This is a genomic window from Neorhizobium sp. DAR64860/K0K1, assembly GCF_050500205.1.
Classification (GTDB): domain Bacteria; phylum Pseudomonadota; class Alphaproteobacteria; order Rhizobiales; family Rhizobiaceae; genus Neorhizobium; species Neorhizobium soli.
Genome location: NZ_CP191459.1, coordinates 3,306,854 through 3,333,006, shown reverse-complemented (window position 1 = coordinate 3,333,006; position 26,153 = coordinate 3,306,854). Strand labels below are relative to the sequence as shown.

The following is a 26,153-nucleotide window of genomic DNA, read 5'->3' as shown; positions in this document are numbered from 1 at the left end:
CGCCCAGTGAACTGGATCACCAATTACGTCCGGCCGCGCATCAACTCCATGCTCGGCCGTCCCGATCGGGACGTTCCGGAAAATCTCTGGATCAAATGCCCGGAAACCGGGGAAATGGTCTTCCACAAGGATCTCGAAGAGAACAAGTGGGTCATCCCCGCCTCCGGCTTCCACATGAAGATGCCGGCCAAGGCGCGTCTGAGAGACCTGTTCGACGACGGCGAGTTCGAATCGCTGGTGCAGCCGAAGGTCGCCCAGGATCCGCTCAAGTTCCGCGATTCCAAGAAATACGCTGACCGCTTGAAGGACAGCCGCATCAAGACCGATCAGGAGGACACGATCCTCGCCGGTCTCGGTTCCGTCCATGGCGTTAAACTCGTCGCCGTCGTGCACGAATTCAACTTCATCGGCGGTTCGCTCGGCATGGCGGCCGGCGAAGCGATCGTCAAGGCGGCCGAGCGCGCCTTGAAGGAAAAGTGCCCGCTGGTGATCTTCCCGGCTTCTGGCGGCGCCCGCATGCAGGAAGGCATCCTGTCGCTGATGCAGCTGCCCCGCACCACGGTTGCCGTCGACATGCTGAAGGAAGCAGGCCTTCCCTATATTTGTGTGCTGACCAACCCGACCACCGGCGGCGTGACCGCTTCCTATGCCATGCTGGGTGATGTCCATATCGCCGAACCGGGCGCCGAGATCGGCTTTGCCGGCAAGCGCGTGATCGAACAGACCCTGCGCGAAAAGCTGCCGGAAGGCTTCCAGACCGCAGAATACCTGCTTGAGCATGGCATGGTAGATATGGTCGTCAAGCGCCACGATATCCCGGCAACGCTGGCGCGGATCCTGAAGATGCTGATGAGACAGCCTGATCAGGAATTCCTTCCCGCCCCTGTCGCCGTCAGCGCCTGAACACCGGTTCTGACCTAACGTGATCGGAGCCGGAGCTTCGGGATGACGACGATGAACCAGCCCGTGGCAAGTGCGGCCGAGCAGGAAATCGAGCGGCTGATGACCCTTCACCCGAAGGGTTTCGATCTGTCGCTCGAGCGCATTACCCGCCTCCTTGAGATGCTCGGCAATCCACATCTGAAACTGCCGCCGGTCATTCATGTGGCCGGCACCAACGGCAAGGGGTCCTGCACCGCCTTTTGCCGCGCGCTTCTCGAAGCGGGTGGCTATGCCGTGCACGTCCACACATCGCCGCATCTGGTGCGCTGGCACGAACGCTTTCGCATCGGCGTGAAGGGCGGCCGGGGCCAGCTTGTCGACGATGCCCTGCTGGCGGATGCGCTGCGCCGCGTCGGCGATGCCAATGCCGGCCAGATGATCACCGTGTTCGAGATCCTGACAGCGGCAACCTTCCTGATCTTTTCCGAACAGCCCGCCGATGCCGTAGTGCTGGAAGTGGGCTTGGGCGGTCGCTTCGATGCGACCAACGTCATCACCGACCCCGCCGTCTCGGTGATCATGCCGATCGCGCTCGATCACCAGGCCTATCTGGGCGACAAGGTCGAACTGATCGCAGCGGAAAAGGCCGGCATCATGAAGCGCCGTCGCCCGGTCGTGGTCGGCGCCCAGGAATTCGACGCGGCCCGCGAGGTTCTGGTTGCGACTGCCGAACGGCTGGGCTGTCAGCTCTCCATCTATGGCCAGGATTTCTCCGCTCATGAGGAATTCGGCCGGCTGATCTACCAGGACGAAGACGGCCTGCAAGACCTGCCGCTGCCGCGCCTTCCGGGCCGCCACCAGTTCGCCAACGCCGCTGCTGCAATCCGCGCCGTCAAGGCCGCCGGTTTCACGGTAACGGATGCGACCATGGAAAAGGCGATGGGCATGGTTGAATGGCCGGCCCGCCTGCAAAAGCTGGTCGAAGGGAAACTGCTCGAATTCGCGCCCCCGGGTTCGGAAATCTGGCTGGACGGCGGGCACAACCCGGCCGGAGGCGAAGTGATTGCCGAAGCCATGGCCGCCTTCGAGGAACGCCAGCCCCGGCCGCTCTATCTCGTCACTGGCATGATCAATACGAAGGATCCCGTCGGCTATTTCCGGGCCTTTGCGGATCTCGGCGAACACGTCTTTACCGTCCGCATCCGCGATAGCGAGGCAGGCCTTGATCCAGTTGTGCTGGCCAATGCTGCGTTCGACGCTGGTCTGGTGGCCGAGCCCGCGGGTTCCACCATCGAAGCCTTGCAGGAAATCACCCGCCGCCAGCTGCCCGGCAGTCCGCCGCCCCGTATCCTGATCGGCGGCTCGCTCTATTTCGCCGGCAATGTACTCGCCGACAATGGCACGCCACCGGTCTGATGACGGACAGGATCTATCAACAGCAGATAACAAAAAACCCGGCTGATCGATCAGCCGGGTTTTTGGATTCACGTGAAACAGAAGCTTAAGCGGCGCTGGAGATCCAGGCTGCTAGAGCCGTCTTTGGCGCAGCGCCAACCTTGATGTCGGCCACTTCGCCGCCCTTGAACATGGCAAGGGTCGGGATCGAGCGCACACCAAACTGGGCAGCCAGTTCCGGGTTCTCATCGATGTTCAGCTTAACGACCTTCACCTTGCCGGCGAGTTCCGTCGAAATCTCTTCAAGGCTCGGAGCGATCATCTTGCACGGGCCGCACCATTCAGCCCAGAAATCGACGACGACCGGCTCTACGGCGTCCAGAACTTCAGCCTGAAAATTGTTTGTATCGACTTTCACGGTAGCCATTGGGCTCTCCTTCGATTCTTGTTGACCCAGATGTGAGATCGGCACTCACTATTTTCAATGTCCGTCATGTCACTTTGTCTTAAGTTCTGCAAGCGAACGGGACATCAGCTCCACACCCAGCGGGATTACCTTTGCTGTCTCGGTGTAGACGAGCACGCAGTCGATCGCTTTGCCCGGATAAAGAGGCGTGAGGATTTCGCGGTAGATGGAGAGCTGTGCCCTGTGGGTCAATGGCACGTCTTCCGCAGTGCCCGGCGGAAAGCGGTTCGTCTTGTAATCGAGGATGATGACGCGGTCCTCCATCTCGACCAGCCGGTCAATCCGGCCGGAAATCGCATAGTCCTGCCCCTCCAGCGTCAGCGTCCCCATGATCGAGACCTCCGACTGGCTGCGCGCAGAAAATACCGGCGCGAGCTCGGGAAGGGACAGAACAGACATGACGCTCTCAACTAGCTTCTGTCGCTCAGCCGGCGGCCAGAAGCGGGCGGCGCGGTCGGCATAACGCCGGGCTGCACCCTCGCGCTCACCGTCCGGAAAGTCGGTCAGCATCTGCAGCATCCGATGCACCAGCTTGCCTTTTTGCAGTGCCAGGCTGCCGGTCGCCTTTTCTCCAAACAGGGGCGATGTGACGATCAGATCATCATCGTCGTCATCGATCATCGTGCCGGCACCAGACGGGCTAAGTGGCCTCGGCAGGATTTTTCGTGGGGGAAGCGGCCGGGAGAGGGCAGTGGGCAGGGTAGGGGCGAATGCCTCCCGTTCCGAGCCGCCTGCACCTGCGTGGTCCGCTTTGGCAGCAGCCTTGCCGGGCGCCTGGGGCAAACGCCAGGACAGGCCGTTCCACTCGCCCTCGGGTCCGGAGAATGTAGTCGGGCTGCAATGCTGACCGCTCGCCGACAAGGCCCGCGCGATCATCGCCTGCCAGCTGTCAGGGTTGTCGCGGCTGCCACGATAGCCGCAAATCACCAGATGATCGGCAGCGCGGGTCATGCCCACATAGAGAAGCCGCCGGTACTCTTCTTCGGCAGAGGTCTTCAGCCGTTCGTCGTCGGCCGCCGTCAGCGGATTAGACAGCGTCTTGCCCGCAAGCCAGGCCGGAACATCGCCATGGACGGTCTTCAGCAACCGGAATTTCGGCACATGCGACGGAATGAAGGATTTCGAGTTGCTGTCGACGAGGAACACGACCGGCGCTTCGAGGCCCTTGGAAGCATGTACGGTCATGATCCGCACCTCGTTGCGGCCACCATCCTGTTCGCGCTTCACCTCGGGGCTTTCCAGCTCCAGCGTGGATACGAAAGCCTGCAGGCCGGGCAGGCCGGATGTCTCGTGATCGAGCGCGAACGTCAGGAACTCGTCCAGAATGTCGCCAGCCTCGGTGCCGAGCCGTCCGAGAAACTTCCGCCGTCCGCCATATTGTCCCAGAATGCGGGCATAGAGATCATGCGGGCTGAGCATACGGGACAGCATCAGCAGATGCTGCAGGCGCTCGGCGGCATCGTTAAACCGTAGTGGCTGTTCTTCGGCAAGACGCTTTAGCTGTGTCCAGGCGCTGTCATTTTCGGCTCTGAGCGCCGCAACCTCGAACACGTCGTCTTCGGCCAGATCGAATAGCGGGCTTTTGAGAAGCGCTGCGAGCGACAAGTCATCCTGCGGTAGGAGCAGGAAACGACCGAGCGCCAGCAGATCCTGCACCGCGATATGGCTCGTCAGCTTCAACCGGTCGGCACCGGCGACGGGAATGTTGTCGCGGCGTTTCAGCGCCCGCGTCAGCGCGTTGACGAAGGCGTCGCGTTTTCTCACGAGAACGAGAATGTCGCCCGGCTCGATCGGCCGTTCCACGCCCTTTTCGATGACCGTCTCGCGGCCGATCATCTCGCCGATCCGGGCGGCAATGCGCGACGCAAGGATAGCGGCCGTTGCCTTGTCCGGGGTCGAATCGAACGGCGCGGTCCAGTCGTCTTCCTGTTCGGACACTTCGGGCGCCACCACGTCCCACAGATCGACCGCGCCGGGATGACCCATGCGGTTGGAACGGTGCTGAACCGGATCGCCGATCGCGGACAGTCCTTTGGCATTTTCCTCGATCGAGAACACCTGATCGACGGCAGAAAGAATGTCGGCTGTCGACCGGAAGGACAGCGGCAGGCGAATGGCGTGGAACGGCTGACCGCTGGCCGCGACCTGTCTCTGCGTCGCGCTGCGTTCCTCGGCAAACCGCTCCGGCCGCGCGCCCTGGAACGAGTAGATCGACTGTTTCTCGTCACCGACCGCAAACATCGTCCGGCGCGTATCGCGCGCGCTGTTGCCGGAATAAAAGTCCTCCGCCAGCGACTTGATCACGGTCCACTGGATCGGGCTGGTATCCTGCGCCTCGTCGACCAGGATGTGGTCGATGCCCTGGTCGAGCTTGTAGTGCACCCAGGCGCCGACGCCATCGCGGGTGAGGAGATCGGCGGTGCGGGCAATCAGATCCTCGAAATCGAGAAGGCTGCGGCCCCGTTTCAGGTCCTCGTAGTCGTCGGTGAGACGTGCGGCGAGCGTCAGCGCCGCCTTGGTGGCGGCAAACAGGCGAAACAGCCGCAAACGGTTCCGGCAGCTCAGAACATGCTCTCGCGCCGCATCGATCGCGCCGGCAAGCTCCGGCGCGATCTTGGTCATGGCGCTGGCGATCAGGCTGCGATCCGCCTTCACCGTGCCCTTGGCCGTGAGGAAGATGGAATCGAGATAGGCGGCACGCTTGAAGACATCCGTCTCCTTGGCGACCAGGCGCAAACCATAGGCCACCTCATGCACGGTCGAGCCGCCCTTCTGGTCGGCAAGCGACAGATAGAGGTCGAGCGTGATGCCGGAAAGCTGGGGCAGCGGCCAATAGGTGGCGGCAATGCTGTCTTCGCTATCGGCAGGATCGAGCCCCAGGACCCGCTTCAGTTCCGGGCCGATGCCGCCGTTCTTCTCCGCCTGCGCCGTAAATTTGCGGATCGCCGTGCGTCTTGCAACGATGTCGGACAGCAGCGCTTCCAGCCCGAACTCGTCGCCGAGATCGAGAACATGCGCAAAGGCTTCCGCCAGATCCGGATCATCTTCGGCGGATGTGGCCGTCAGCAGCGAACGACGCGCTTCGGAGAGAAGGGCGGTGGCAGCGCGGTCGTCGAGCACGGAAAAATGGCCTGCCACATTGGCCTCCAGCGGAAACTGGTGCAGCAGAGCTTCGCAGAAGGCGTGGATCGTCTGGATTTTGAGACCACCCGGCGTTTCCAGCGCCTTCGCAAACAGGCGCCGCGCCTCGGAAATCGTCGAGGAATCCGGCTCACGACCTTCGATAGCCGCAATCCTCGCCCGCAACTCCGCGTCGGACAGAACCGTCCACTCGGACAACCGCTGAAACACACGGTTCGACATTTCCGATGCCGCGGCCTTTGTATAAGTGAGGCATAGGATGGCTGAGGGACGGCAGCCGGCAAGCAGAAGCCGGATTACCCGCTGGGTTAGCACATGCGTCTTGCCGGAGCCGGCATTGGCCGACACCCAGGCGGAACTGGCCGGGTCCGAGGCACGCGATTGCTGAACCGTGGTCCAATCGATCCAGTGGATCGGGTCGTCACCATCCGGCAGGTCCGAAGCCGGGTTATCCGGAAGGTCGGTGAAAAGATCACTCATCGGCGTCTGCCTCTCCGTCGTCATCCGCGGTCGACCACTCGGCAACGCGGGCGAGGTGATCGTATTCACCTCCGAAATCACCCTGAGCAAACGGGACCAGCCGCGAGGCGAACCCCGCATCGCCCTGACGCAGCTTGACGACGAACTTGGTCAGCTGGTCGATCGATTCCTGCGCCAGATCGATCGCCGATTTCGGCTGGCGTTTGGCATTCGCGGTTGCGCCCTCATTGTTGATCCGGTCTTCCTTGAACCGGTCGCCGGGTCGAAGCCGGACATAAAGAAGATCGCCGGGCCGCTGGATGCCCATCGTCTTGAAGGCGCCTGCCTGCAGCGCCGCTGCCTCCAAGGCAAGTTGCGGGTCGAGCAGCGACCGCGCCTGTAGGACGGAAGGGTTGAGGCCGGTCTTGTAGTCGATGATGTCAGCCTCGCCGGAGCGCTTGATGTCGATCCGGTCCGCAATGCCGGTGACACGGATGCCGGCACTCTCAACCTCGAAACCGGCACCGGCTTCCGTAACGCTGCTGCGGACTTCCGGTGCGCGACGCTCTTCCCAGTCGAGAAACGCCCGCGCGACCTCGACGAAGCGCGGCCGCCAGACCCGGTCGATATGCGGCGGGAGCTGTTCGGCGTCGAACAGCTCCCGCGTGATGCGCTGCATTGCTTCACGTGAAACCGGCGTGCCGGGCTTGTGGCTTTCGCGCGTATAGCGGTCGATAATGGCGTGGTAGAGCGTGCCGCGCTGTGCCGCACCCGGATCTTCGTTGAACGGCGCCAGCGGATCGAGTTTGAGGATACGCCGTGCATAGATCGAATAGGGGTCGCGACGCAGCCGTCCGACTTCGCTGAACGAATATTTGACCGGCTGCAGCTCCGCCGGCGGTTTGGGGGCAGGGCGCCTGGCCTGCTGCTGGTTGTCGCCACGATCGATCAGCGACGCCCAATGCAGAACATCCTTGCCGCGCGCCTTCAATTCGTCGGCAAAGCTTTTGCCGCCCAGCGCCAACAATCTCTGCAGCCAGCGGGAGGCAACCGTCGGCGTCGATCCCTGTCGTGTGGAGCGGGAAAAGATCAGGTTGCGGGTGCCGCAGGCCATTTCGAAATCGTGCGCAAGCTGGCCGATCCGCCGCTCGGGCGGTTCCAGCCCCATGTCGGTCTTCATCGAGCGCGACAGGAACGGATTGTTGACCGTCTGTCCCGGCCAGGAGCCCTCGTTGAGACCGCCGAGGATCATTGTATCGACGCTCTGCAACCGTGCTTCCAGCGTGCCGAAGATAAACACGCGCGGATGCGCCAGCGAACGCGGCTTCACCGCTTCGCCTGTCGTCAGCGCCATGACGATGTCGATCCACTGCGGTCCGTCGGCCTCGATCTGGCCTTCCGTCTCGATGACTTCGCCGAGCAGGCCCGAGAGACGTTCGCCCGGCTCTCCGGACCACAGTGCCGAGAGATCACCGCGCTCATCGATGCACAGCGCTTCGAGCGCGCGCCCGGTGCGGGTCGCCCAATCAGACAGCGTCAGTCTTGCCGTCAGCCCGCGCCCATCGGGACGGCGGCGGATAAAGGCGCTGACCAGCGGTTCGACCGCTGTCGATATCCGCTTTGCGATATCCTTTGCCTGACCGACCGCGCCTTCGGGCAACGAGCTGCGCCAATGCGGCATGTGCCGGTCTTCAAGGATCAGGGTCAGCTGCGCATCGAGAAGCGGCTCGAGTGCTGAAATATCCATGTCGCCGACGCCACCGCGGAGTGCCAGCACTTCCAGCGCATCGATCGCGGCGCGCAACTCCGCCGGAGGAAGGCCGAGCCGGATCAGCGGATGTTTGAGCAGGCCGACGATTGCCACAGGGTCGCCCGGGCGAAGCGTCGCTTCGAGCAGAAGCTGGGTCAGCGTGCCCTGCGGCGTGCCGGAAAGGGCGGAACCTGCCGAATCGTCGGCGAGGATGCCGAAACGGGCAAGTTCTGCGGTGACGCGGCGGCCAAGCGCGCGGTCGGGCGTGATCAGCGCTGCCTGGGCCTCGCCACCGTTTCGTCCGGGTTTTTCCAGCGCCAGCCGCAAGGCGATGGCAATCGCCACCGCTTCCTCGCGCTCGTTTGCAGCTTCGATCAGTGCCACATCGGCAAAGGCGCCGCGCAGTCTTTCAGCATCGGCGTCCTGGCGCCACGTACTCCAGCGATCCGTCGCCTTTGCAGGCACCAGCGCCTGCGAGATCGCCTCGGCGCGAAAGGCAAGATCGGCCTGCGTCTCGCCGATGACAGTGACATCCTCGCGCGTGGCACCGATCTTCTTCAACAGGCGGGACAAACCGAATTGCGGATGGCTGCGGCTCGAAGGGTCGGGCTTGCCGTCGAAGGTTTCCTCGCCGACCATGTCCCACTGGTCCTGCGGCATCGTCATGTCGAGGCCCGGCAGGACAACCGTGCCTTCGGCAAGCCTGGAGATCGCCGCGATCAGCTCGGCCGCTGCCGGAACAGAGCCTGTGGATCCTGCAACAATCACGGGCCCCTTGTGCTCCCGCTCGGTAATCCGACGCGCCTCTCCGCGCAGGATTGAAGCACGATGCTTTGCCGGCGAAGAGCGTTTCAGCTCTTCAAGCCGCGTCGGCCAGAAACCGCTGGCGATCTTCAGGAATTCGGCCGTCAGCTGCCACCACAGCGCATGTTCGCCGGTCTGGAGATTGTCGAGATCCTTCCAGTCGCGTTCCTCGGTCTCGATCGCATCGATCAGTTCCGCCAGCGCCCGGGCAAGCCAGATCGCATCCGCAGGGCTTGCGGGCGCCACCAGCGGCGATTCCGAATGCACATCCAGCACGATCTTCGGCAGCTGGTTGCGCCAGGCAAGGATCAGCCGGCCAAGTTCGAGAAGTCGCGCCGTGCCGCCGATCGGGAGGGCCAGATCCATTTCCTCGGGCGCCACGAGATCGAAAAACCCCTGATCGTCGTCGGTTTCGCCAAGCGGCCGGATGACCGGCAGGATCGCGGCGCGACCGCCGAGAAGATCGACGAATTCCGAGCGCAGCACACGCGCCGAACGGCGGGTCGGCACAAAAATTGTGACGTCAGCCAGCGACAGCGGATTTTGGGGATCGTAGCGAAACGTCTCGTTCAGCCGCCCGTCGCAGAGTGCTGCGGCTAGCGTCTTCAGGAAAGGCCCACCTGACGGGATGGAGAAGAGGTGGTTCGGCGATACATCCGACATCGATCAGGCCCCCGCTTTGTGGCGGGCGATCACGGCTTCGGCTTCAGGAAGCGCTTCCGGCGTGCCGACGGTGATCCATTCGCCATCCATCACATGGCCGAACAGCCGATCGTTCTGGATCGCGCGGTCGAAATAGATGTTGAGATTGAAGGCATCGTCAGGCGCGTCGTGGAGAAGGGACGTGTGCATAACGATCGCGCCCGCATAGACGACCGGGTTATCTTCGCCTTCAACGTAACGCGAAAGCCGGCCGTCGGAGGACAGCTGAAAATCCTTCTTGCCGTTGTGTCCGGTGGTGCGCTCCAGCGGCACGCAGAGCAGCGCCATATCCATGCATTGCGGATCGAAAAACCCGGCCAGGCGCTCAAGATTGGTGGGCTCGCCAGGCTTTTCGCCGATCCAGAACAGGTCGGCATTCATGACGAAGACAAAGCCGGGGATGAGCAGAGACAGACCCTGCTTCAGTCCGCCACCCGAATTCATCAGCTGCGCCCGCTCGTCGGACACGATGATCTCAAGGCGCGGATAGGCGGCGAGATGCGCTTCCATCCGGTCGGCGAAGTGATGGACGTTGACGACCGCATGCGTCACGCCGACGTCTGCCAGGGCATCGAGCCCGTAATCGATCATCGGCTTTCCGGAAACGGATACCAGTGGCTTCGGCATCGTATCGGTGATCGGGCGAAGCCGGGTACCGAGCCCTGCCGCCAGCACCATAGCCTGCGTGATCGGGGCGTTGGTCATGTCCATGCAACCGTATTTATGATTCGGGAAGCTCTATACCAGCTCTGTGGCACCAATCGCGCAAGGGCGCGAGTGCTTCATGCGCGAGTGCCGTCGAAAGATGGCGCAATGTTCGCGACATATGCTTCATATAGTGCGGCTTGCCGTCGCGTTCCCGCAGTCGAACCCAGAGCCCGGCAAGCTTGCAGTTGCGCTGTGCCGCCATGATCGCCCAGGATTTCAGGAAACCCGCTTCGTCAAATCCGCCCAGTGCGCGGCGCAGCGTCAGGTAGTCGATCATCATCTGATCGGCCAGAACCTTGGGAATATCGACGCGGGCGTCCTGGACCAGCGACGCGAGGTCGTAAGCCGTCGGGCCGATCATCGCATCCTGAAAATCGATCAGGCCCACCTGATGCACGCCCGACGCCTGTGAACGCCAGATGATGTTGGGCGAATGGAAATCGCGCAGCAGCAGGTTCTTCTCTGCAGAGCCGAGCTCTGCGATCAGCCCGTCCCAGATCGAGAGATACTCTTCTCGCTCGTCCTCTCCAGCCTGTCCGCCCCGCTTCCACGGCAGATACCAGTCGAGCAGAAGCCGCGCTTCCATCTTCATCGCAACCGGATCGAAATCCGGAATGTGATGCGTGCTGGACCCGGCGACGGGAAGATCCTGGAGGATCTCATGGCCATGCAGATAGGCCAGCGCCACGACGCTTTCGCGGTAACGTTCGCCGATCGGCTGTCCGTCCTCGTCGAGCACGCCATCCTGACCGAGGTTCTCGATGAGAAGAATGCCCTGGTCGTAATCCACGGCAAGAACTTCAGGCGCGCAAAGGCCGATGCCGCGCAGGTAATCGGAGATCGCCACGAACGGATAGGCATCCTCGGCGATATGCGCCACTTTCGGATACGGCTTGCCGTCGAGAACCGGCGGACCCTCGGGCCGCTTCGGCCAGTCCATCAGGATCACCGTTTCGCCTGATTCGCTCAGAACCGTTTCATAGGCCCGCATCGAGGCATCGCCGGTCAGGAACCGGCGTCGGCCATTGGCGTGGCCGTTTGCGCGAAGAAACTCGCGGATGGCGATCACCCGGCGAATGCGGGCCAAGGCTGCTTCCGGTGCCGTGATCGTCGCCCGCCGGCCAATGGTCTCATGCTCGAGCGTGAGCGTGATGCGATCTGCGGGCAGGAGATCGCCGCCCATTTCCGGCCATTCGACAAGGCAGATGCCGGAGGAAAGCGCTTCGTCGAAACCAAGCTCGTCGAGCTCGGATGGATCGGCCAGCCGGTAGAGATCGAAATGCACCACGGGAACGCGCAGGTCGTATATCTGGGCCAGCGTGAAGGTGGGGCTCGGTACTTCCAGATCGTCCTGGTCTGCCATAGCCCGAAGGAAGGCACGCGCCAGCGTCGATTTGCCGGCGCCGAGATCGCCGGAAAGGGCCAGGCAGTCGCCGGCCTTCAGCGCCAGCACCAGATCCTCGCCGAACAGAATTGTCTCGGCCTCGTCGGCCAGTGTCACGACAATGCTATCGCCAGGCGCAGCGATCATTCGGCAGCGACCGAACGAGCCCGCGATCCAACCGGAATGCGGCAGGTGACCACCGTTCCCTGTCCGGCCCGGCTGTCGATCGAGACGTCGCCGTTGTGGAGGGTGACGAAGCTTTCGACGATCGAAAGACCAAGGCCTGCACCGCTGCGCTTGCCGCCCTTGGCGTTCGCCTTGAACCGGTCGAACACCGTTTTCAGCATGTCAGGAGGAATGCCGGGGCCTCTGTCAGTTACCGAGAAGAACACGTTGCTCTCGTCGCGCCAGCAATTCAGCGAGATCGCGGACCCCTCGGGCGCAAAATTTGTGGCGTTCATCAGAAGCTTGATCAGGATCTGCTTCAGCCGCTGCTCGTCGGCAAACACGGTTCCGAGTGCCGTCGGCGCGATGATTTCCAGCGTCACCGTATTTTCGTGGAGCCGGTCGGCGATCTGCATCGCTACGTCGTCCAAAAGCTCGTCCACGGCCAGCTGCGAATAGTTCAGCTGCATGATGCCGGCATCGACGGTCGCGAGATCAAGGATATCGTTGACGATGGTGAGAAGCACCGACGAGGACGTGGAGATGTGGTCGATATATTCGGCCTGCCGCTCGTTCAATTCGCCCATGCCGGGCGTCTTCAGGAGATCCGTGAAGCCAATGATGTTGGTCAGCGGCGAGCGCAGCTCGTAGGAAACATGCTGGACGAAATCGTTCTTCAGCTCGTCTGCCTTCTGCAGCGCCTCGTTCTTTTCCTTGAGTGCCCGCTCGGCGCGCGCGCTGGCCGTCATGTCGACGAAGGTGAACATCGTCTGGGCATTGGGCAAAGGCGTCGCGGCATAATCAAGGATCAGGCCGGAATAGAGCTCGAACGTTCCCTGTATCGAGGCCCGTTCGTCATCGAAATTGGTCAGCATCTGCCCGAAATGACGCCAGCCGTCCGGCTCGTCATAGGATGGCGCGCAGGCTTTCTCGATCGCCTTGATATGGGTGCCCGGCTTTGTCTCGTCGGCGGTCACGCCCCAGAGCGCACGGAAAGCGGGGTTGGACAGTGTGATTCGGCCGTCCGGGCCGAACACGGCCACGCCTTCTGCAAGGTGGTCGATCGTTTCGCCCTGAACCTTGACCAGCGTGTTGTAACGGGTTTCGAGATCGACCTGTTCGGTGAGGTTTTCGAACACCCAGGTGGCGCCGCCGCGAGGGTGCGCGGTGGCGATGACGCGCAGCGTCTGGCCGTTCGGCAGATGCCAGGTATCGGTCTTGGTATCGAGCGCCTGGTAGATCGACAGCGCCGATTCCTTCCAGTTGCGCCAGCTCAGCTCTTCCGGCAGCTTGCCGTTGGCCCGCAGCTTGTCGAGCAGTTCGGAATTATCCGGCCGCGATTCGAGGAAGGGCAGGGAAAGGCCCCACAGCTGGACGAAAGCCTGGTTGTAGAATTGCAGCCGCCGTTCGCCGTCAAAGATGGCGACGGGTGTCGCGAGATGGTCCAGCGTTTCGGCGTGGCTGTTGAGCGTCCGCTTCAGCTCTTCGCGCACCGATTCGGCTTCCGACACATCGATCGCAATGCCGACGGAACCGTTCGTTGCTACGACATCGACAACGTCGAACACGGTACGATTGCCGCGCACGACAGTGGAGATGCGGTCGTGGAAAGGCGAGTTGGCTGTTGCGACGGCGCGGATTTTCTCACGCGCGATCGTGCCCAGGAATTCGCGGCTTTCGTCAACGGCCTGCGTCGGAACCTTGGCTTCCACGGCATCGCTATAGGCGTGGTTGACCCAGGCAAGCCTGCCCTGTGCGTCGCGCTGCCAGACCGGCTGTTCGATCGTGTCAAGCAGCGAGTGGAAAAGCGAGATGGAGTGGGTCAGCCGTTCGCGTTCGATCTTCAGTTCGGCAAGCTCGGCGCGCAGGTTGTTGAGCGCGATAAAGCGGACAAACGCCTTTCCGCCCGAAACGCGGCCCTGCACCTCAAGGATTTCGTCGCGGTTGGTTTCAAGAACCAGATCGAAGCTGCGGGCTTCGCCGCGCAGAGCGTCGATCGCCTTTTCCAGCTCGATTGCCGAGGAAGAGCGCAGCCAGCGGCCGAAGGCGAGAAAATCGCGATCCTGCTGCGGCGCACCGGTTTCAGCCGGCAACTGGCCCAGGAACTCAGGTTTGGAGTAGCCGCTTTCCCACACCACGATGCGGCGGTTCTTGTCGGCGATCAGCGCTTCGTACTTGGAAATCCGCTGCTGCGCATCCGAAAGCGCGCTGCGCATATCCTGGGTTTCGGCTTCCATGTTGCCGCGCTGGCGAACCAGCCAGACGGCCGACAGCAGGGCAGCCCCCAGCGCGCCAAGCAGCAGCGACGACCAGATCACCTGGGTCGACGAGAACATGTGCGGACCGACCGTGCCGGCCTCCTGTGCATGCGCCATCCCAGCCACGCCTGAGAGCACCGTCCCCGCCAGGAACGCTGCAGCCGAACGTGCCAAGCTCACCGGCGCAAGCCGGGCAAGGTCTTTCTTCCACCGCCCATTTGCCGCCTCTTTACAAGCGTCCAGGCCGCAGCTCATCGCCACGCCACAAATGAGATCGGCCTGCTTTCGCAGGCTCGTTTTTCTTACCGACATGACCGGTCTGTCTCCGTCCAATTGCCGCTTATCGACAAGACATACCACATCGCACCTTGCCCGAAGCCGGAGGCTCGAACGAGTACGAATCAAGAGCTGTAACAATACCTGCCGCGGCAGAGAGCGGGAAGGCGCGGGGCCAAAAAAGAAGCCGCAGCCTTTGTCAAGGCTGCGGCCACAAGATGTTGTGGATTGTTCGGCTACGGATCAGTAGCGGTAGTGTTCAGCCTTGAACGGACCCTGCGACGAGACGCCGATATAAGCAGCCTGTTCGTCAGAAAGTTTGGTCAGCGTCACGCCGAGCCTTCCGAGGTGAAGACGGGCAACTTTTTCGTCGAGGTGCTTGGGCAGGATATAGACCTCGTTCTTGTACTCGCCCTGCTTCGTGAACAGCTCGATCTGGGCCAGCGTCTGGTTGGTGAACGAGGCGGACATGACGAAGGACGGATGGCCGGTAGCATTTCCGAGGTTGAGAAGGCGACCTTCCGACAGAAGGATCATCCGGTTGCCCTTCGGGAACTCGATCATGTCGACCTGCGGCTTCACGTTGGTCCACTTCAGGTTCTTCAGCGCCGCAACCTGGATCTCGTTATCGAAATGGCCGATATTGCCGACGATCGCCATATCCTTCATCTCGCGCATATGCTCGATGCGGATGACGTCCTTGTTGCCGGTAGTGGTGATGAAGATATCGGCCGAGGCAACGACGTCTTCGAGCACGACAACTTCAAACCCGTCCATGGCAGCCTGCAGGGCGCAGATCGGATCGACTTCCGTGACCTTGACGCGAGCACCGGCGCCCTGGAGCGAAGCAGCCGAACCCTTGCCGACATCGCCGTAACCGCAGACGACGGCGACCTTGCCGGCCATCATCACGTCGGTGCCGCGGCGAATGCCGTCGACCAGCGATTCCTTGCAGCCGTACTTGTTGTCGAACTTCGACTTGGTGACGGAGTCGTTGACGTTGATGGCCGGGAAGGGCAGCAGGCCCTTCTTGGAAAGATCATAAAGGCGGTGAACGCCTGTGGTGGTCTCTTCGGTCACACCCTTGATCGCATCGCGCTGCTTGGTGAACCAGCCTGGCGAAGCGGCAAGACGCTTCTTAATCTGCGCGAACAGGATCTCTTCTTCTTCCGATGTGGGCACGGAAAGAACGTCCTCACCGGCTTCGGCGCGGGCGCCGAGCAGGATGTACATGGTGGCGTCGCCACCATCATCGAGGATCATGTTGGAGAAGCCGCCATCCGTCCACTGAAAGATCTTGTCGGTGTATTCCCAGTACTCGGTGAGCGATTCACCCTTCACGGCAAATACCGGGATGCCGGACGCTGCAATGGCAGCAGCGGCATGATCCTGGGTCGAGAAGATGTTGCAGGAGGCCCAGCGAATGTCGGCGCCGAGTTCCTTCAGCGTCTCGATCAGAACCGCCGTCTGGATCGTCATGTGCAGCGAACCGGAGATGCGGGCGCCCTTGAGCGGCTGCGATGCACCGAATTCCTCGCGGCACGACATCAGGCCCGGCATTTCGGTTTCGGCGATGTCGAGCTCCTTGCGGCCGTAGGCAGCAAGTTCGATATCCGCGACGATGTAATCCTTGTCAGTGCTCATAAAGCTCTCCGCGTGGTGTGTCGAAGGCAGGGGAACGGATTTCCGTTCATCCGGGCGTCGACGAAAAATCTCGCCAGCGGTGTAACAGGCTTAGGGCTAACTTGCAACCAACACATAAAGACGTCTTTATATGTTTATGTCCGTTCGGTTGCTATGGTTATCAAGCTTCTTCGCCGAACTTGTTGGCAACCAGCGCCTCCAGAGCGTCGAGCGCTTCAACAGCCTGCGGGCCGCTTGCGGAAACCTCGATCGAACAGCCGGTGCTGGCGGCTAGCATCATCAGGCCCATGATGGAATTGCCGCCGACTGTCGATCCATCCCTTGAAACCCTCACATCGGCTTCGAAACTTTCCACCATCTGCACGAACTTGGCCGATGCTCGCGCGTGGAGACCACGCTTGTTGACGATTGTGAAATGCCGTGGGGCAAGGGGAGACATACGTTTGCAGTGCTTTCTTATTTTCCGCTGAGCACGCGGCTTGCGACGTTGATATATTTGCGGCCGGCCTCGGAGGACTCGACCAGCGAGCGCTCCATGTTGTTGTCGCTTCGGACGCCGGCAAGCTTGATCAGCATCGGCAGGTTCATGCCGGCGATGACCTCCGTCTTGCCGCTTTCCATCACTGAGATCGAAAGGTTCGACGGCGTACCGCCGAACATGTCGGTGAGGATGATGACGCCGTATCCGTCATCGGCCTTGGCGACCGCATCGACGATATCCTGCCTCCGCTGGTCCATATCGTCTTCGGGGCCGATGCAAATGGTTTCGATGAATTTCTGAGGTCCGACGACGTGCTCGACGGCCTGTCGAAATTCCTCAGCCAGCTTGCCATGAGTGACAAGCACAATTCCGATCATGAAAACTGCCCCCTGCTATGGAAACTTGCGGCCAATATCGCAACGCAATAAAGGCGTCCAGCGGTGGGGAGCCATCTTCGCCATGTCCGCATCAAGTTCAAGTTAAAAAATCGCGAGCCGGATCGGGTCAGAAGGGTCGCTCCCCTCGAAATGCCGGGAAAAGGCCGGAAAGCGCGGAAAGTGGCTCCGGAAAGAGCGACCATAATCTCACCAGTGGAATGTCTCCGAGACCCGAAAGCGCGAAGCGTTCGTTGTCCGGCGGATACCGTTCGTCGTTCGGAGACGACAGGACGCGCACGGCAAGATCGAGGGCAGCTGACGGGGCGGAGTCTACTTCGATAATGCCACTGCCGCGCAATTCGATGAGGCCGGCGATCGTCTGCGGCCGGTGTGCGACGAGGCGATCATTCTCGCGCGAGACAAACACCTGGTCGTCGGCCACCAGCGCCGAAAAGACGCCCTGGCGTCTGGCGGCACTCAGACAGGCAAACGCCAGCATGGATTTACCGCTGCCGGAAGGACCGGTGAAGAGGATGCCGCGGGTCCCGACGACGATCGCCGTTGCATGGATATTGACCCGTTGCGTGTCGCTCATGGCTCTTCGCCTGAAGGAAGCGACAGCGTGAAGCGCGCGCCCTTGAGCGTCTCCGTCTGGGGATCGACAAGGTTTTCCGCCTGCAGCGAGCCGCCATGCGCCACGGCGATCTGACGGCTGATCGACAGTCCCAGGCCCGAATTCTGGCCGAAGCTCTCGCCATCGGGGCGATCGGTGTAGAACCGCTCGAAGATGCGATCGATGTTTTCGGCCTGAATGCCCGGACCGTTGTCATCCACGGTGACGACCACCTTGTCCTTGACCCGGGCGAGGCGGATGGCAATGCGACCACCTTTTTCAGGCACGAAGGAGCGGGCATTTTCGATAAGGTTGGTGATGATCTGGCCAAGCCGCAGATCGTGGCCGTTGACGAGGTAGTTTGGTTTCTGCCCGCCCTTCGCGTCGATGACCAGATCGATCTCGACCGGTTTGCGGCCGGTGCGGATCTGTCTGGAAATATCGACGAGGTTGCCGAGCAGCGTATCCATGCCGACAGGTGCCGAATCGGTCCGGGCAAGCTCCGCGTCGAGCCGGGATGCATCGGAGATATCGCTGATCAGCCGGTCGAGGCGGCGGACGTCGTGGAAAATGATATCGGTCAGTTTCTGTTTCGAGGCCTCGGACTTGGCGAGCGGCAGCGTCTCGACGGCGCTGCGCAACGACGTCAGCGGGTTCTTCAGCTCATGGCTCACGTCGGCTGCAAAACTTTCGATCGCGTCGATCCGGTCGTAGAGCGCGTTGGTCATGTCGCGAACGGCGATCGACAGGTTGCCGATCTCGTCCTGACGATAGGAGAAATCCGGGATCTCTTCACGCTGCTTGGCACCGCGACGCACCCGAACGGCAGCGGCAGCGAGCCGGCGCAGCGGATTGGCGATTGTGGACGACAGAAGCAGCGATAGCAGAATGTTGACGAGGGTCGCCACGCCGAAGACGCGCATGATCGCAAGCCGCTCCGCATGCACGATCTTGTCGATGTCGCCGGCCTGGGTCGAGAGAAGCAGGACGCCCAGGACGGCGCGGAACCTCTGGACCGGAACCGCGACGGACACGATCAGTTCGCCGCGCTCGGTAATGCGCACCACCGCCCCGCGCACGCCGGTCAGCGCGTTCATCACTTCCGGATAGATCGAGCCATCGCCGCCGGGCGCTTCCTTGTAGGTCGGCAGGTTGCCGGGCTGCAGCATGCGGTTGAAGAGGCCGGCAACCCATTCGCTCCATGTCTGCGACTGATCTTCAACCGGCGGCAGATCGAAGCGCAGCACCTGGCCGCGCGAATAGAGGTGGCGCGAGTCCAGCAGCAGGTTTGCGTCTGCATCGAACAGTCGGGCGCGGGTGCGGGTCGGCGAGATCAGCCGCCGCAGCACGGGCGCGACCCGCTCGGGGTCGATCGGGAAATCGAGGTCCTCGTCGTTCGGCACCGGCGTGATGCTCTGGCCTGCCTGCAGTTCGAGAAGCTTCTGCGGATCGATGGTGATCGAATTGGTATCGACGGAGGCCGAGGCAGAGATTGCGCCGGCAATGATTTCACCCTGGGTCAGCAGGCTCTCGACGCGGGCATCGATCAACCCCTCGCGAAACTGGTTGAGATAGAGGATGCCGGCGACGAGAACGACGGTCGCCGCGATGTTGAAGAACAGGATGCGGCGGGTGAGGCTGGAAAACACCGCGTGGCCGAACACCCGGCGAATGAGCGTGAACGGTCGCGACCAGAAGCGCCGTGAGGCGCGGCGTATTCCGGCACTCGCGGGTCTGGTCGTTCCGGTTTCATGCAATCGGTCTGCCACGTGCAGTCCTTCCAGAGAGCTTACAGTCTAAGCCCTGTGCCGCGGTGGCTTCAAGTTACGCATCCGCACGATCGAATTTTTAGAGGCTCCCGGGTCTCGGAGCTGGCAACCGTTACGCAGCCTCGCGGAATCGGTAGCCAACGCCGTACAGCGTCTCGATCATGTCGAAATCCGTGTCAACCATCTTGAACTTCTTGCGCAGGCGTTTGATGTGGCTGTCGATGGTGCGGTCGTCCACATAGACCTGTTCGTCATAGGCGGCATCCATCAGCGCGTCGCGGCTTTTCACCACGCCCGGGCGCTGCGCCAGCGAATGCAGGATCAGGAATTCCGTGACCGTCAGGGTTACCGCTTCGCCCTTCCAGGTGCAGGTGTGGCGTTCCTGGTCCATCGCCAGCTGGCCGCGTTCCAGTGTGCGGGCCGCCAACTGGTCCGGGGTCGGCTTGACGCCGCCACTTGCCTGCTGGGCTTCTCGTGCGCTGGAGCGGCGCAGGATCGCCTTCACGCGCTCGACGAGCAATCGCTGCGAGAACGGCTTGGTGATGAAATCGTCTGCGCCCATCTTGAGCCCGAACAGCTCGTCGATCTCTTCGTCCTTGGAGGTGAGGAAGATCACAGGCAGATCGGATTTCTGTCGCAGGCGTCGCAACAGCTCCATTCCGTCCATGCGCGGCATTTTGATATCGAAGATGGCCAGGTGCGGGGGGCGGGCGATCAGCCCGTCGAGCGCGGAGGCGCCATCGGTATAGGTTTCGACCTTATACCCTTCGGCTTCCAGTGCAATCGACACTGAAGTCAGGATATTGCGGTCGTCATCTACGAGCGCGATTGTCTGCATTCTCTCCGTCTCCATCGTCATATAGGCGCATCTCCTGGATGTCCCCAGCCAGAATTGGCGAAAGCCATGCGCTTCTTCAGTATAAAGGTGGAACAAATTGTGGCAACGCCAAGAGGCGCACGGTCGGTAGGGACCTTTGTCCCAATGAGCCAAACACAGTATGCAGGTCGTGAAAGACCCCCAGAAACGGCGAACAGAAAACCCTCGTAAACCGATTTAATCGAGAATAAAATTTTTTAAATCGATTAAATAACTGATATTATTACGCTATTTCAGAATTATCTTGCCCTTTTTAAAAACCCGCTCTAGGTTCCGCGCAGGTTCAATCCACAAAAAGGAGCGCGCGTATGGAGCAGTTTGGACTTCACAACCCATCGAACGGGCTCGCAGACATCGGTCTCGGCAATGCATCGCGTGTGAATTACAATCTCAGCGAAGTCGAGCTTTACGAAGAAGCGATTCGCCGGGGCGAAGCCGATCTGACGATCGACGGCGCGTTGAGGGCTCGCACCGGACAGCATACCGGACGGTCGCCCAAGGACAAATTCGTCGTCCGCGACGCGGGTACCGAAGACAAGATCTGGTGGGACAACAACAAGCCGATGTCGCCCGAGCACTTTGCCGTGCTGAAGGCTGACATGCTGGCCCATGCCAGCGGCAAGACCCTGTTCGTCCAGGATCTGATCGGCGGCGCCGATGAAGCAAACGCGCTTCCGACCCGCGTCGTCACAGAGCTTGCCTGGCATGCGCTGTTCATCCGCAACCTCCTCATCCGCCCCAAGCGCGATACGTTGGAAGGTTTCGAACAGAAGCTGACGATCATCAACCTGCCGAGCTTCAAGGCCGATCCGGCCCGTCACGGCTGCCGCTCCGAAACCGTGATCGCCTGCGATCTGGAAAACGGCCTCGTGCTGATCGGCGGCACGTCCTATGCCGGCGAAAACAAGAAGTCGGTCTTTACCGTTCTCAACTATCTCCTGCCGGCCAAGGGCGTGATGCCGATGCATTGCTCCGCCAATGTTGGCAGCGAAGGCGATACCGCTGTGTTCTTCGGTCTCTCGGGCACCGGCAAGACCACGCTTTCGGCCGACCCGAGCCGCACGCTGATCGGCGACGACGAGCACGGCTGGGGCGAAAACGGCGTCTTCAACTTCGAAGGCGGCTGCTACGCCAAGGCGATCAAGCTTTCCGCCGAAGCTGAGCCCGAAATCTACGCGGCAACCCGTCGTTTCGGCACGGTCCTGGAAAACGTCGTGCTCGACGACAACCGCGTTCCCGATTTCGACGACAATTCGCTGACGGAAAACACCCGCAGTGCCTATCCGCTGCATTTCATTCCGAACGCGTCGGAAACCGGCCTTGCGCCGCATCCGAAGACGATCATCATGCTGACGGCAGATGCGTTTGGCGTGATGCCGCCGATTGCCAGGCTGACCCCGGAACAGGCCATGTACCACTTCCTGTCCGGTTACACCGCCAAGGTGGCCGGTACGGAAAAGGGTGTGACGGAACCGGAAGCCACGTTCTCGACCTGCTTCGGCGCACCGTTCATGCCGCGTCATCCGGCTGAATACGGCAACCTCCTGAAGGACCTGATCGCCAAGCACGGCGTCGATTGCTGGCTGGTCAACACCGGCTGGACGGGCGGCGCATACGGCACCGGTCGTCGTATGCCGATCAAGGCCACGCGCGCGCTTCTGGCCGCAGCCCTGAACGGCAGCCTCAAGGATGCCGAGTTCCGCACGGATGCCAATTTTGGCTTTGCCGTTCCGGTCGCCGTCGACGGCGTCGAAACGTCCATTCTCGATCCGCGTTCGACCTGGTCCGATGGCCAGGCCTACGACAACCAGGCAGCCAAGCTGGTCTCGATGTTCATCAAGAGCTTTGAGAAGTTCGAAGACCATGTCGATAGCAAGGTCCGCGACGCAGCACCTGGCCTGAAGATCGCCGCCGAGTAATCCTTTGGTCCCAGCTGGACCTTAAGGATTCACGTGGAACATTATAGCCGTCGGCTCTCCTTGAGCCGGCGGTTTTCTTTTGCTCCGGTTTGTGGGAAATACGGCCATGGCCAGTAATCCTCTCGAGATCAACACCCGCATCACCATCGCCGGATGGGAGCTCACCGAGCAGTTCGTGCTGGCGGGCGGTCCGGGCGGCCAGAACGTCAACAAGGTCTCGACGGCGGTCCAGCTGTTCTTCGATCTCGTCAATTCCCCGTCGCTGCCCGAACGGATCAAGGAAGCCGCGATCAAGCTCGCCGGCCGGAAGGTATCCAAGGACGGCGTGCTGATGATCGAGGCCAACCGGTTTCGCAGCCAAGAGCGCAACCGCGAGGATGCGCGCGAGCGGCTGAAGGAACTCATCCTCAAGGCCGCCGAGCCGCCACCACCACCGCGCAGGAAAACCAAGCCCACCAAAGGCTCGGTCGAGCGGCGACTGAAAGCAAAAGCCGGCCGCTCCGATGTGAAGAAGATGCGTGGTAAGCCCAGCGGCGACTGACCGCGCAGGTCCACGGAGGGAATCATATGGCGACTTTGGCAAACGGCATCCGGCATCTGCCCGACTATCTGGACCGGAGCGCACAGGAGCGGCTCGTCGAGGTCATCCGCGGCATTGTTGCCGATGCACCGCTCTATATCCCGGCTATGCCCGGCACGGGCAAACAGATGTCAGTCAGGATGACGAATTGCGGCGCGCTCGGCTGGGTAACGGACAAGGAGCGTGGCTACCGCTACCAGGATGTCCATCCGCAGACCGGCCGACCATGGCCAGCCATTCCGTCAGAACTGATGGATCTCTGGGAAAACCTTGCCGGCTACGACAAGCCGCCGGAGGCATGCCTTGTCAATTTCTATTCAGACGACGCGAAAATGGGCCTGCATCAGGACAAGGACGAATCAGACCTGAAGGCGCCGGTCCTTTCCATCTCGCTCGGCAATACCTGCCTGTTCCGGGTCGGTGGGGTCGATCGGAAGGATCCGACAGGCTCCTTCAAGCTCTCGAGCGGCGATATCGTGGTGCTGGGTGGGGAAGGGCGGCTGGCGTTTCACGGGGTCGACCGGATCTATCCCGGCACGTCGACGCTTCTCAAGAACGGTGGTCGCATCAATCTGACACTGCGAAGGGTCAATAGCTGACGATTGAAGATCCATCGTGTAATGGGTATCGATCGACAGCCTACAGTTTTCTCAAAGCCACCGTCTCGATGAAGTGGTCGCGACCCTTGCGCAGAATGATATCGGCGCGGGGCCGGGTCGGGATGATGTTCTGGCGCAGGTTCTTGAGGTTGATGTTTTCCCAAAGCCCTTCTGCGACGGCCATCGCCTCCGCTTCGCTGATCGCCGCATACTTGTTGAAGAAGGATGTCGGCTCACGAAAGGCCGTCTGCCGCAGTTTCATGAACCGCTGGACATACCACTGGTGGATCTGCTCCTCGTCGGCGTCGATATAGATCGAGAAGTCGAAGAAGTCAGACACGATCGGCACGATCTTGCCGTCAACAGGCAATGCGCGCGACTGCAGCACATTGATGCCTTCGAAGATTAGGATGTCGGGACGGTCGACCAGCGTATATTCGCCGGGCAGCACGTCATAGGTCAGATGCGAGTAGCGCGGCGCCTTGACGTTTTTCTCGCCGGCCTTGATCGCCGAAAGAAACCGCAGGATCTGGCCGATATCGTAGCTCTCCGGAAAACCCTTGCGCTGCATCAGGTTTTCACGTTGGAGAACCGCGTTGGGATAAAGAAATCCGTCGGTCGTGATGAGATCGACCTTCGGACTTGCCGGCCAGCGCGCAAGCAGTTCCTTCAGCACGCGTGCGGTGGTCGACTTGCCGACCGCGACCGAGCCGGCAACGCCGATGATGAACGGGGTCTTTGACACATCCGGAAGGGTCAAAAAGCGGTTGCGCTGCCGGTAAAGCCGTTGCGAGGCCTCGACATGGGTCGAAAGAAGGCGCGACAGCGACAGATAGATGCGCCGGACCTCGTCGATGTTGATCGGATCGTCCAGCGAGCGCAGCCGGGCGATTTCCTCGGCCTTCAGCGTCAGTGGCGTGTCGGCCCGAAACTTCGCCCATTCCTCGGCGGTGAAGTGGTGGTAGGGCGAGTAGTATTCCGCGTTCACACCGCTCTCCGGGATATCCACATCATGCTTTTCAGGCGTCGAAACGATGTTCATGAAGGAGCTCGGCTCGCCTTTTCCTGCAGGCCTGTCTGGCCTGTCCTGCGCTGAAGTTCGGCGAGCACATCCTGCAACGGGATGTCGGCAATGTTCAATACGACCATAAGATGATAGAGAAGGTCCGCACTTTCAGACACGAGATCGTGCCGGTCCTGCGCCACCGCGGCGATCACGGTTTCCACCGCCTCTTCGCCTAGCTTCTTGGCAGCCTTGGTCTGCCCGGCCGCCACGAGCTTGGCGGTCCAGGATTCCTCAGGCGGGGCTTTCGCGCGCTGCGCAACGATCTTCTCGAGATCGCCGAGGGTGAATTCACTCAAAACCGTCTCCTCCCGTCCCGAATATCAGTCGAGCCGCATGGCAATGCCATGGTCGGCCATATAGCGCTTTGCCTCGCCAATCGAATAGGTCCCGAAGTGGAAAATCGAGGCGGCGAGAACGGCGGTCGCATGGCCCTCTTTCACGCCCGCAACGAGATCGTCCAGCGTGCCGACGCCGCCCGAGGCGATGACGGGAACGCGAACCGAATCGGCAATCGTGCGGGTCAGCGCCAGATCGTAGCCGATCTTCGTGCCGTCGCGGTCCATCGAGGTCACGAGCAACTCGCCGGCGCCGCGCTCGACCATCTTTCGCGCAAACTCGACAGCATCGATCCCGGTCGCAGTGCGTCCGCCATGGGTGAAGATCTCCCAGCGATCGCTCTCGCCTGATGCGGACACCCGCTTGGCATCGATCGACACGACGATGCACTGGTTGCCGAACTTGTTGGCAGCTTCGTAGACGAAATCCGGATTGTTCACTGCAGCGGAGTTGATCGAGACCTTGTCGGCCCCGGCCAGCAACAGCTTGCGGATATCGGCAATGGCGCGAACGCCGCCGCCAACGGTAAGCGGCATGAAGCAGTGTTCGGCGGTGCGCGCGACGACATCGAAGATCGTGTCGCGGTTGTCTGACGAAGCGGTGATGTCGAGGAAGCAGAGTTCGTCGGCACCGGCAGCATCATAGGCCTTTGCGGCCTCGACCGGATCGCCGGCATCGATCAGATCGACGAAATTGACGCCCTTGACGACACGGCCGTCCTTCACGTCGAGGCAGGGAATGACACGGGCCTTGAGCGTCATGCGGCTTCTCCTCTCGCGGCACGAATCAGCGACAGCGCTTCGTCAGGATCGATACGGCCGTCATAAAGCGCCCGCCCGGAAATCGCGCCCTCAAGGCGGGTTGCGTCCGCCTGCAGCATGCGGTGGATATCGTCCATCGAGGCGAGACCGCCCGACGCAATGACGGGAATGGAAACTGCATCTGCCAGTTCCAGCGTCGAGGACCAGTTGATGCCGGCGAGGATCCCGTCGCGGTCGATGTCGGTATAGATGATTGCCGAAACACCAGCGCCTTCGAATTTTTTGGCAAGCTCGATGACACCGAGCTCGGACGCTTCAGCCCAGCCTTCCACCGCCACTTTGCCACCCTTGGCATCGATGCCGACGGCGACCTGGCCCGGAAACTTCTCGCATGCCTCGATGACGAGGGCAGGATCGCGCACCGCAACAGTGCCGAGAATGACACGCGCCAATCCGCGGCTAAGCCACGCTTCGATATGCTCGAGCGTCCGGATGCCGCCGCCGAGCTGCACCGGGTTCTTCGTTGCCTTCAGGATCGCATCGACGGCCGCGCCATTGACGCTTTCGCCGGCAAAGGCGCCGTTGAGGTCCACTACGTGCAGCCACTCGAAACCCTGGTCCTCAAAGGCCTTGGCCTGGTCCGCAGGGTCCGGATTGTAGACGGTTGCCTGCTCCATGTCGCCAAGCTTGAGGCGCACGCACTGGCCGTCCTTGAGATCGATAGCCGGGAAAAGAATCATG

The 26,153-nt window shown here is 61.4% G+C and carries 21 protein-coding genes; 5 read left to right on the top strand and 16 right to left on the bottom strand.

From position 1 onward, the window contains the following. Nucleotides 1–6 precede the first annotated feature (6 nt). Together accD and ACQY1J_RS20740 are read left to right on the top strand one after the other, a co-directional pair. A complete protein-coding gene (accD, locus tag ACQY1J_RS20745; protein WP_430250735.1) occupies nucleotides 7–903 on the top strand; it encodes an acetyl-CoA carboxylase, carboxyltransferase subunit beta in 897 nt (298 codons plus the stop codon). Between the two features lie 42 nt (nucleotides 904–945). Then, complete coding sequence (locus ACQY1J_RS20740; protein WP_430250734.1) at nucleotides 946–2,298, top strand: bifunctional folylpolyglutamate synthase/dihydrofolate synthase; 1,353 nt, start codon at nucleotides 946–948, stop codon at nucleotides 2,296–2,298. Nucleotides 2,299–2,383: 85 nt separating this feature from the next. Here ACQY1J_RS20740 and trxA read toward each other — a convergent pair whose 3' ends face one another. From trxA to ACQY1J_RS20680, 12 genes are all read right to left on the bottom strand, one after another. Beyond that, a complete protein-coding gene (trxA, locus tag ACQY1J_RS20735; protein WP_062462956.1) occupies nucleotides 2,384–2,704 on the bottom strand; it encodes a thioredoxin in 321 nt (106 codons plus the stop codon). A gap of 69 nt (nucleotides 2,705–2,773) precedes the next feature. Further along, entirely contained in the window at nucleotides 2,774–6,364 is a 3,591-nt protein-coding gene (gene addA, locus ACQY1J_RS20730) for a double-strand break repair helicase AddA (protein WP_430250733.1), read from the bottom strand. Further along, complete coding sequence (gene addB, locus ACQY1J_RS20725; protein WP_430250732.1) at nucleotides 6,357–9,560, bottom strand: double-strand break repair protein AddB; 3,204 nt, start codon at nucleotides 9,558–9,560, stop codon at nucleotides 6,357–6,359. The genes addA and addB overlap by 8 nt, the downstream gene beginning before the upstream one ends. 3 nt (nucleotides 9,561–9,563) lie before the next feature. Further along, entirely contained in the window at nucleotides 9,564–10,304 is a 741-nt protein-coding gene (locus tag ACQY1J_RS20720) for a nucleotidyltransferase family protein (RefSeq protein WP_430250731.1), read from the bottom strand. 16 nt (nucleotides 10,305–10,320) lie between these two features. After that, nucleotides 10,321–11,838 carry a tRNA (adenosine(37)-N6)-threonylcarbamoyltransferase complex ATPase subunit type 1 TsaE gene (gene tsaE, locus ACQY1J_RS20715; protein WP_430250730.1) on the bottom strand — a complete coding sequence of 506 codons (1,518 nt, stop codon included), beginning with the start codon at nucleotides 11,836–11,838 and terminating at the stop codon, nucleotides 10,321–10,323. Continuing rightward, nucleotides 11,835–14,426, bottom strand: a complete 2,592-nt coding sequence (locus ACQY1J_RS20710; protein ID WP_430250729.1) for an ATP-binding protein — start codon at nucleotides 14,424–14,426, stop codon at nucleotides 11,835–11,837. The genes tsaE and ACQY1J_RS20710 overlap by 4 nt, the downstream gene beginning before the upstream one ends. Nucleotides 14,427–14,633: 207 nt before the next feature. Next, complete coding sequence (gene ahcY / locus ACQY1J_RS20705; protein WP_062462971.1) at nucleotides 14,634–16,034, bottom strand: adenosylhomocysteinase; 1,401 nt, start codon at nucleotides 16,032–16,034, stop codon at nucleotides 14,634–14,636. Between the two features lie 160 nt (nucleotides 16,035–16,194). Further along, the gene (locus ACQY1J_RS20700) at nucleotides 16,195–16,473 is read right to left on the bottom strand and encodes an HPr family phosphocarrier protein (protein WP_062577136.1); all 279 of its coding nucleotides are present in this window, start codon (nucleotides 16,471–16,473) and stop codon (nucleotides 16,195–16,197) included. 17 nt (nucleotides 16,474–16,490) lie between these two features. Further along, complete coding sequence (locus tag ACQY1J_RS20695; protein WP_062462977.1) at nucleotides 16,491–16,892, bottom strand: PTS sugar transporter subunit IIA; 402 nt, start codon at nucleotides 16,890–16,892, stop codon at nucleotides 16,491–16,493. Between the two features lie 127 nt (nucleotides 16,893–17,019). After that, a complete protein-coding gene (locus ACQY1J_RS20690) occupies nucleotides 17,020–17,487 on the bottom strand; it encodes an HPr kinase/phosphorylase (protein WP_062577137.1) in 468 nt (155 codons plus the stop codon). Next, nucleotides 17,484–19,274, bottom strand: coding sequence for a stimulus-sensing domain-containing protein (locus ACQY1J_RS20685; RefSeq protein WP_430250728.1), 1,791 nt, complete (start codon nucleotides 19,272–19,274; stop codon nucleotides 17,484–17,486). Before ACQY1J_RS20685 ends, ACQY1J_RS20690 begins: the two co-directional genes overlap by 4 nt. Nucleotides 19,275–19,386: 112 nt before the next feature. Continuing rightward, nucleotides 19,387–20,112 carry a response regulator transcription factor gene (locus tag ACQY1J_RS20680; protein ID WP_092665285.1) on the bottom strand — a complete coding sequence of 242 codons (726 nt, stop codon included), beginning with the start codon at nucleotides 20,110–20,112 and terminating at the stop codon, nucleotides 19,387–19,389. Nucleotides 20,113–20,459: 347 nt separating this feature from the next. Here ACQY1J_RS20680 and ACQY1J_RS20675 point away from each other — a divergent pair, with 347 nt between their 5' ends. The 3 genes from ACQY1J_RS20675 (at nucleotide 20,460) to ACQY1J_RS20665 (ending at nucleotide 23,249) form a co-directional block, all read left to right on the top strand. Beyond that, nucleotides 20,460–22,070, top strand: a complete 1,611-nt coding sequence (locus ACQY1J_RS20675; RefSeq protein WP_430250727.1) for a phosphoenolpyruvate carboxykinase — start codon at nucleotides 20,460–20,462, stop codon at nucleotides 22,068–22,070. Between the two features lie 106 nt (nucleotides 22,071–22,176). Continuing rightward, entirely contained in the window at nucleotides 22,177–22,611 is a 435-nt protein-coding gene (arfB, locus tag ACQY1J_RS20670; protein ID WP_430250726.1) for an alternative ribosome rescue aminoacyl-tRNA hydrolase ArfB, read from the top strand. 26 nt (nucleotides 22,612–22,637) lie between these two features. After that, on the top strand, nucleotides 22,638–23,249 hold the full coding sequence (locus tag ACQY1J_RS20665) for an alpha-ketoglutarate-dependent dioxygenase AlkB (RefSeq protein WP_430250725.1): 612 nt from the start codon (nucleotides 22,638–22,640) through the stop codon (nucleotides 23,247–23,249). Between the two features lie 40 nt (nucleotides 23,250–23,289). Here the strand turns inward: ACQY1J_RS20665 and coaA are convergent, their stop codons facing one another. Genes coaA through hisA form a run of 4 tightly spaced genes read right to left on the bottom strand, consistent with a single transcriptional unit; the run spans nucleotide 23,290 to nucleotide 26,152 of the window. After that, nucleotides 23,290–24,291, bottom strand: coding sequence for a type I pantothenate kinase (gene coaA, locus ACQY1J_RS20660; RefSeq protein ID WP_062577147.1), 1,002 nt, complete (start codon nucleotides 24,289–24,291; stop codon nucleotides 23,290–23,292). Continuing rightward, nucleotides 24,288–24,611, bottom strand: a complete 324-nt coding sequence (locus ACQY1J_RS20655) for a phosphoribosyl-ATP diphosphatase (RefSeq protein WP_092665224.1) — start codon at nucleotides 24,609–24,611, stop codon at nucleotides 24,288–24,290. Before ACQY1J_RS20655 ends, coaA begins: the two co-directional genes overlap by 4 nt. A 24-nt stretch (nucleotides 24,612–24,635) precedes the next feature. Continuing rightward, complete coding sequence (gene hisF / locus ACQY1J_RS20650; protein ID WP_062577152.1) at nucleotides 24,636–25,412, bottom strand: imidazole glycerol phosphate synthase subunit HisF; 777 nt, start codon at nucleotides 25,410–25,412, stop codon at nucleotides 24,636–24,638. Next, nucleotides 25,409–26,152, bottom strand: coding sequence for a 1-(5-phosphoribosyl)-5-[(5-phosphoribosylamino)methylideneamino]imidazole-4-carboxamide isomerase (gene hisA, locus ACQY1J_RS20645; protein ID WP_430250724.1), 744 nt, complete (start codon nucleotides 26,150–26,152; stop codon nucleotides 25,409–25,411). The genes hisF and hisA overlap by 4 nt, the downstream gene beginning before the upstream one ends. Nucleotide 26,153: the final 1 nt, after the last annotated feature.

What these genes read in the sequence shown, in the direction of transcription:
- hisA (WP_430250724.1), bottom strand. Translation starts at nt 26,152, where the DNA reads ATGATTCTTTTCCCGGCTATCGATCTCAAGGACGGCCAGTGCGTGCGC.
- ACQY1J_RS20680 (WP_092665285.1), bottom strand. Translation starts at nt 20,112, where the DNA reads ATGCAGACAATCGCGCTCGTAGATGACGACCGCAATATCCTGACTTCA.
- ACQY1J_RS20675 (WP_430250727.1), top strand. Translation starts at nt 20,460, where the DNA reads ATGGAGCAGTTTGGACTTCACAACCCATCGAACGGGCTCGCAGACATC.
- ACQY1J_RS20665 (WP_430250725.1), top strand. Translation starts at nt 22,638, where the DNA reads ATGGCGACTTTGGCAAACGGCATCCGGCATCTGCCCGACTATCTGGAC.
- addB (WP_430250732.1), bottom strand. Translation starts at nt 9,560, where the DNA reads ATGTCGGATGTATCGCCGAACCACCTCTTCTCCATCCCGTCAGGTGGG.
- arfB (WP_430250726.1), top strand. Translation starts at nt 22,177, where the DNA reads ATGGCCAGTAATCCTCTCGAGATCAACACCCGCATCACCATCGCCGGA.
- ACQY1J_RS20710 (WP_430250729.1), bottom strand. Translation starts at nt 14,426, where the DNA reads ATGTCGGTAAGAAAAACGAGCCTGCGAAAGCAGGCCGATCTCATTTGT.
- addA (WP_430250733.1), bottom strand. Translation starts at nt 6,364, where the DNA reads ATGAGTGATCTTTTCACCGACCTTCCGGATAACCCGGCTTCGGACCTG.
- hisF (WP_062577152.1), bottom strand. Translation starts at nt 25,412, where the DNA reads ATGACGCTCAAGGCCCGTGTCATTCCCTGCCTCGACGTGAAGGACGGC.
- ACQY1J_RS20695 (WP_062462977.1), bottom strand. Translation starts at nt 16,892, where the DNA reads ATGATCGGAATTGTGCTTGTCACTCATGGCAAGCTGGCTGAGGAATTT.
- ACQY1J_RS20720 (WP_430250731.1), bottom strand. Translation starts at nt 10,304, where the DNA reads ATGACCAACGCCCCGATCACGCAGGCTATGGTGCTGGCGGCAGGGCTC.
- ACQY1J_RS20740 (WP_430250734.1), top strand. Translation starts at nt 946, where the DNA reads ATGACGACGATGAACCAGCCCGTGGCAAGTGCGGCCGAGCAGGAAATC.
- ahcY (WP_062462971.1), bottom strand. Translation starts at nt 16,034, where the DNA reads ATGAGCACTGACAAGGATTACATCGTCGCGGATATCGAACTTGCTGCC.
- trxA (WP_062462956.1), bottom strand. Translation starts at nt 2,704, where the DNA reads ATGGCTACCGTGAAAGTCGATACAAACAATTTTCAGGCTGAAGTTCTG.
- ACQY1J_RS20690 (WP_062577137.1), bottom strand. Translation starts at nt 17,487, where the DNA reads ATGAGCGACACGCAACGGGTCAATATCCATGCAACGGCGATCGTCGTC.
- coaA (WP_062577147.1), bottom strand. Translation starts at nt 24,291, where the DNA reads ATGAACATCGTTTCGACGCCTGAAAAGCATGATGTGGATATCCCGGAG.
- tsaE (WP_430250730.1), bottom strand. Translation starts at nt 11,838, where the DNA reads ATGATCGCTGCGCCTGGCGATAGCATTGTCGTGACACTGGCCGACGAG.
- ACQY1J_RS20700 (WP_062577136.1), bottom strand. Translation starts at nt 16,473, where the DNA reads ATGTCTCCCCTTGCCCCACGGCATTTCACAATCGTCAACAAGCGTGGT.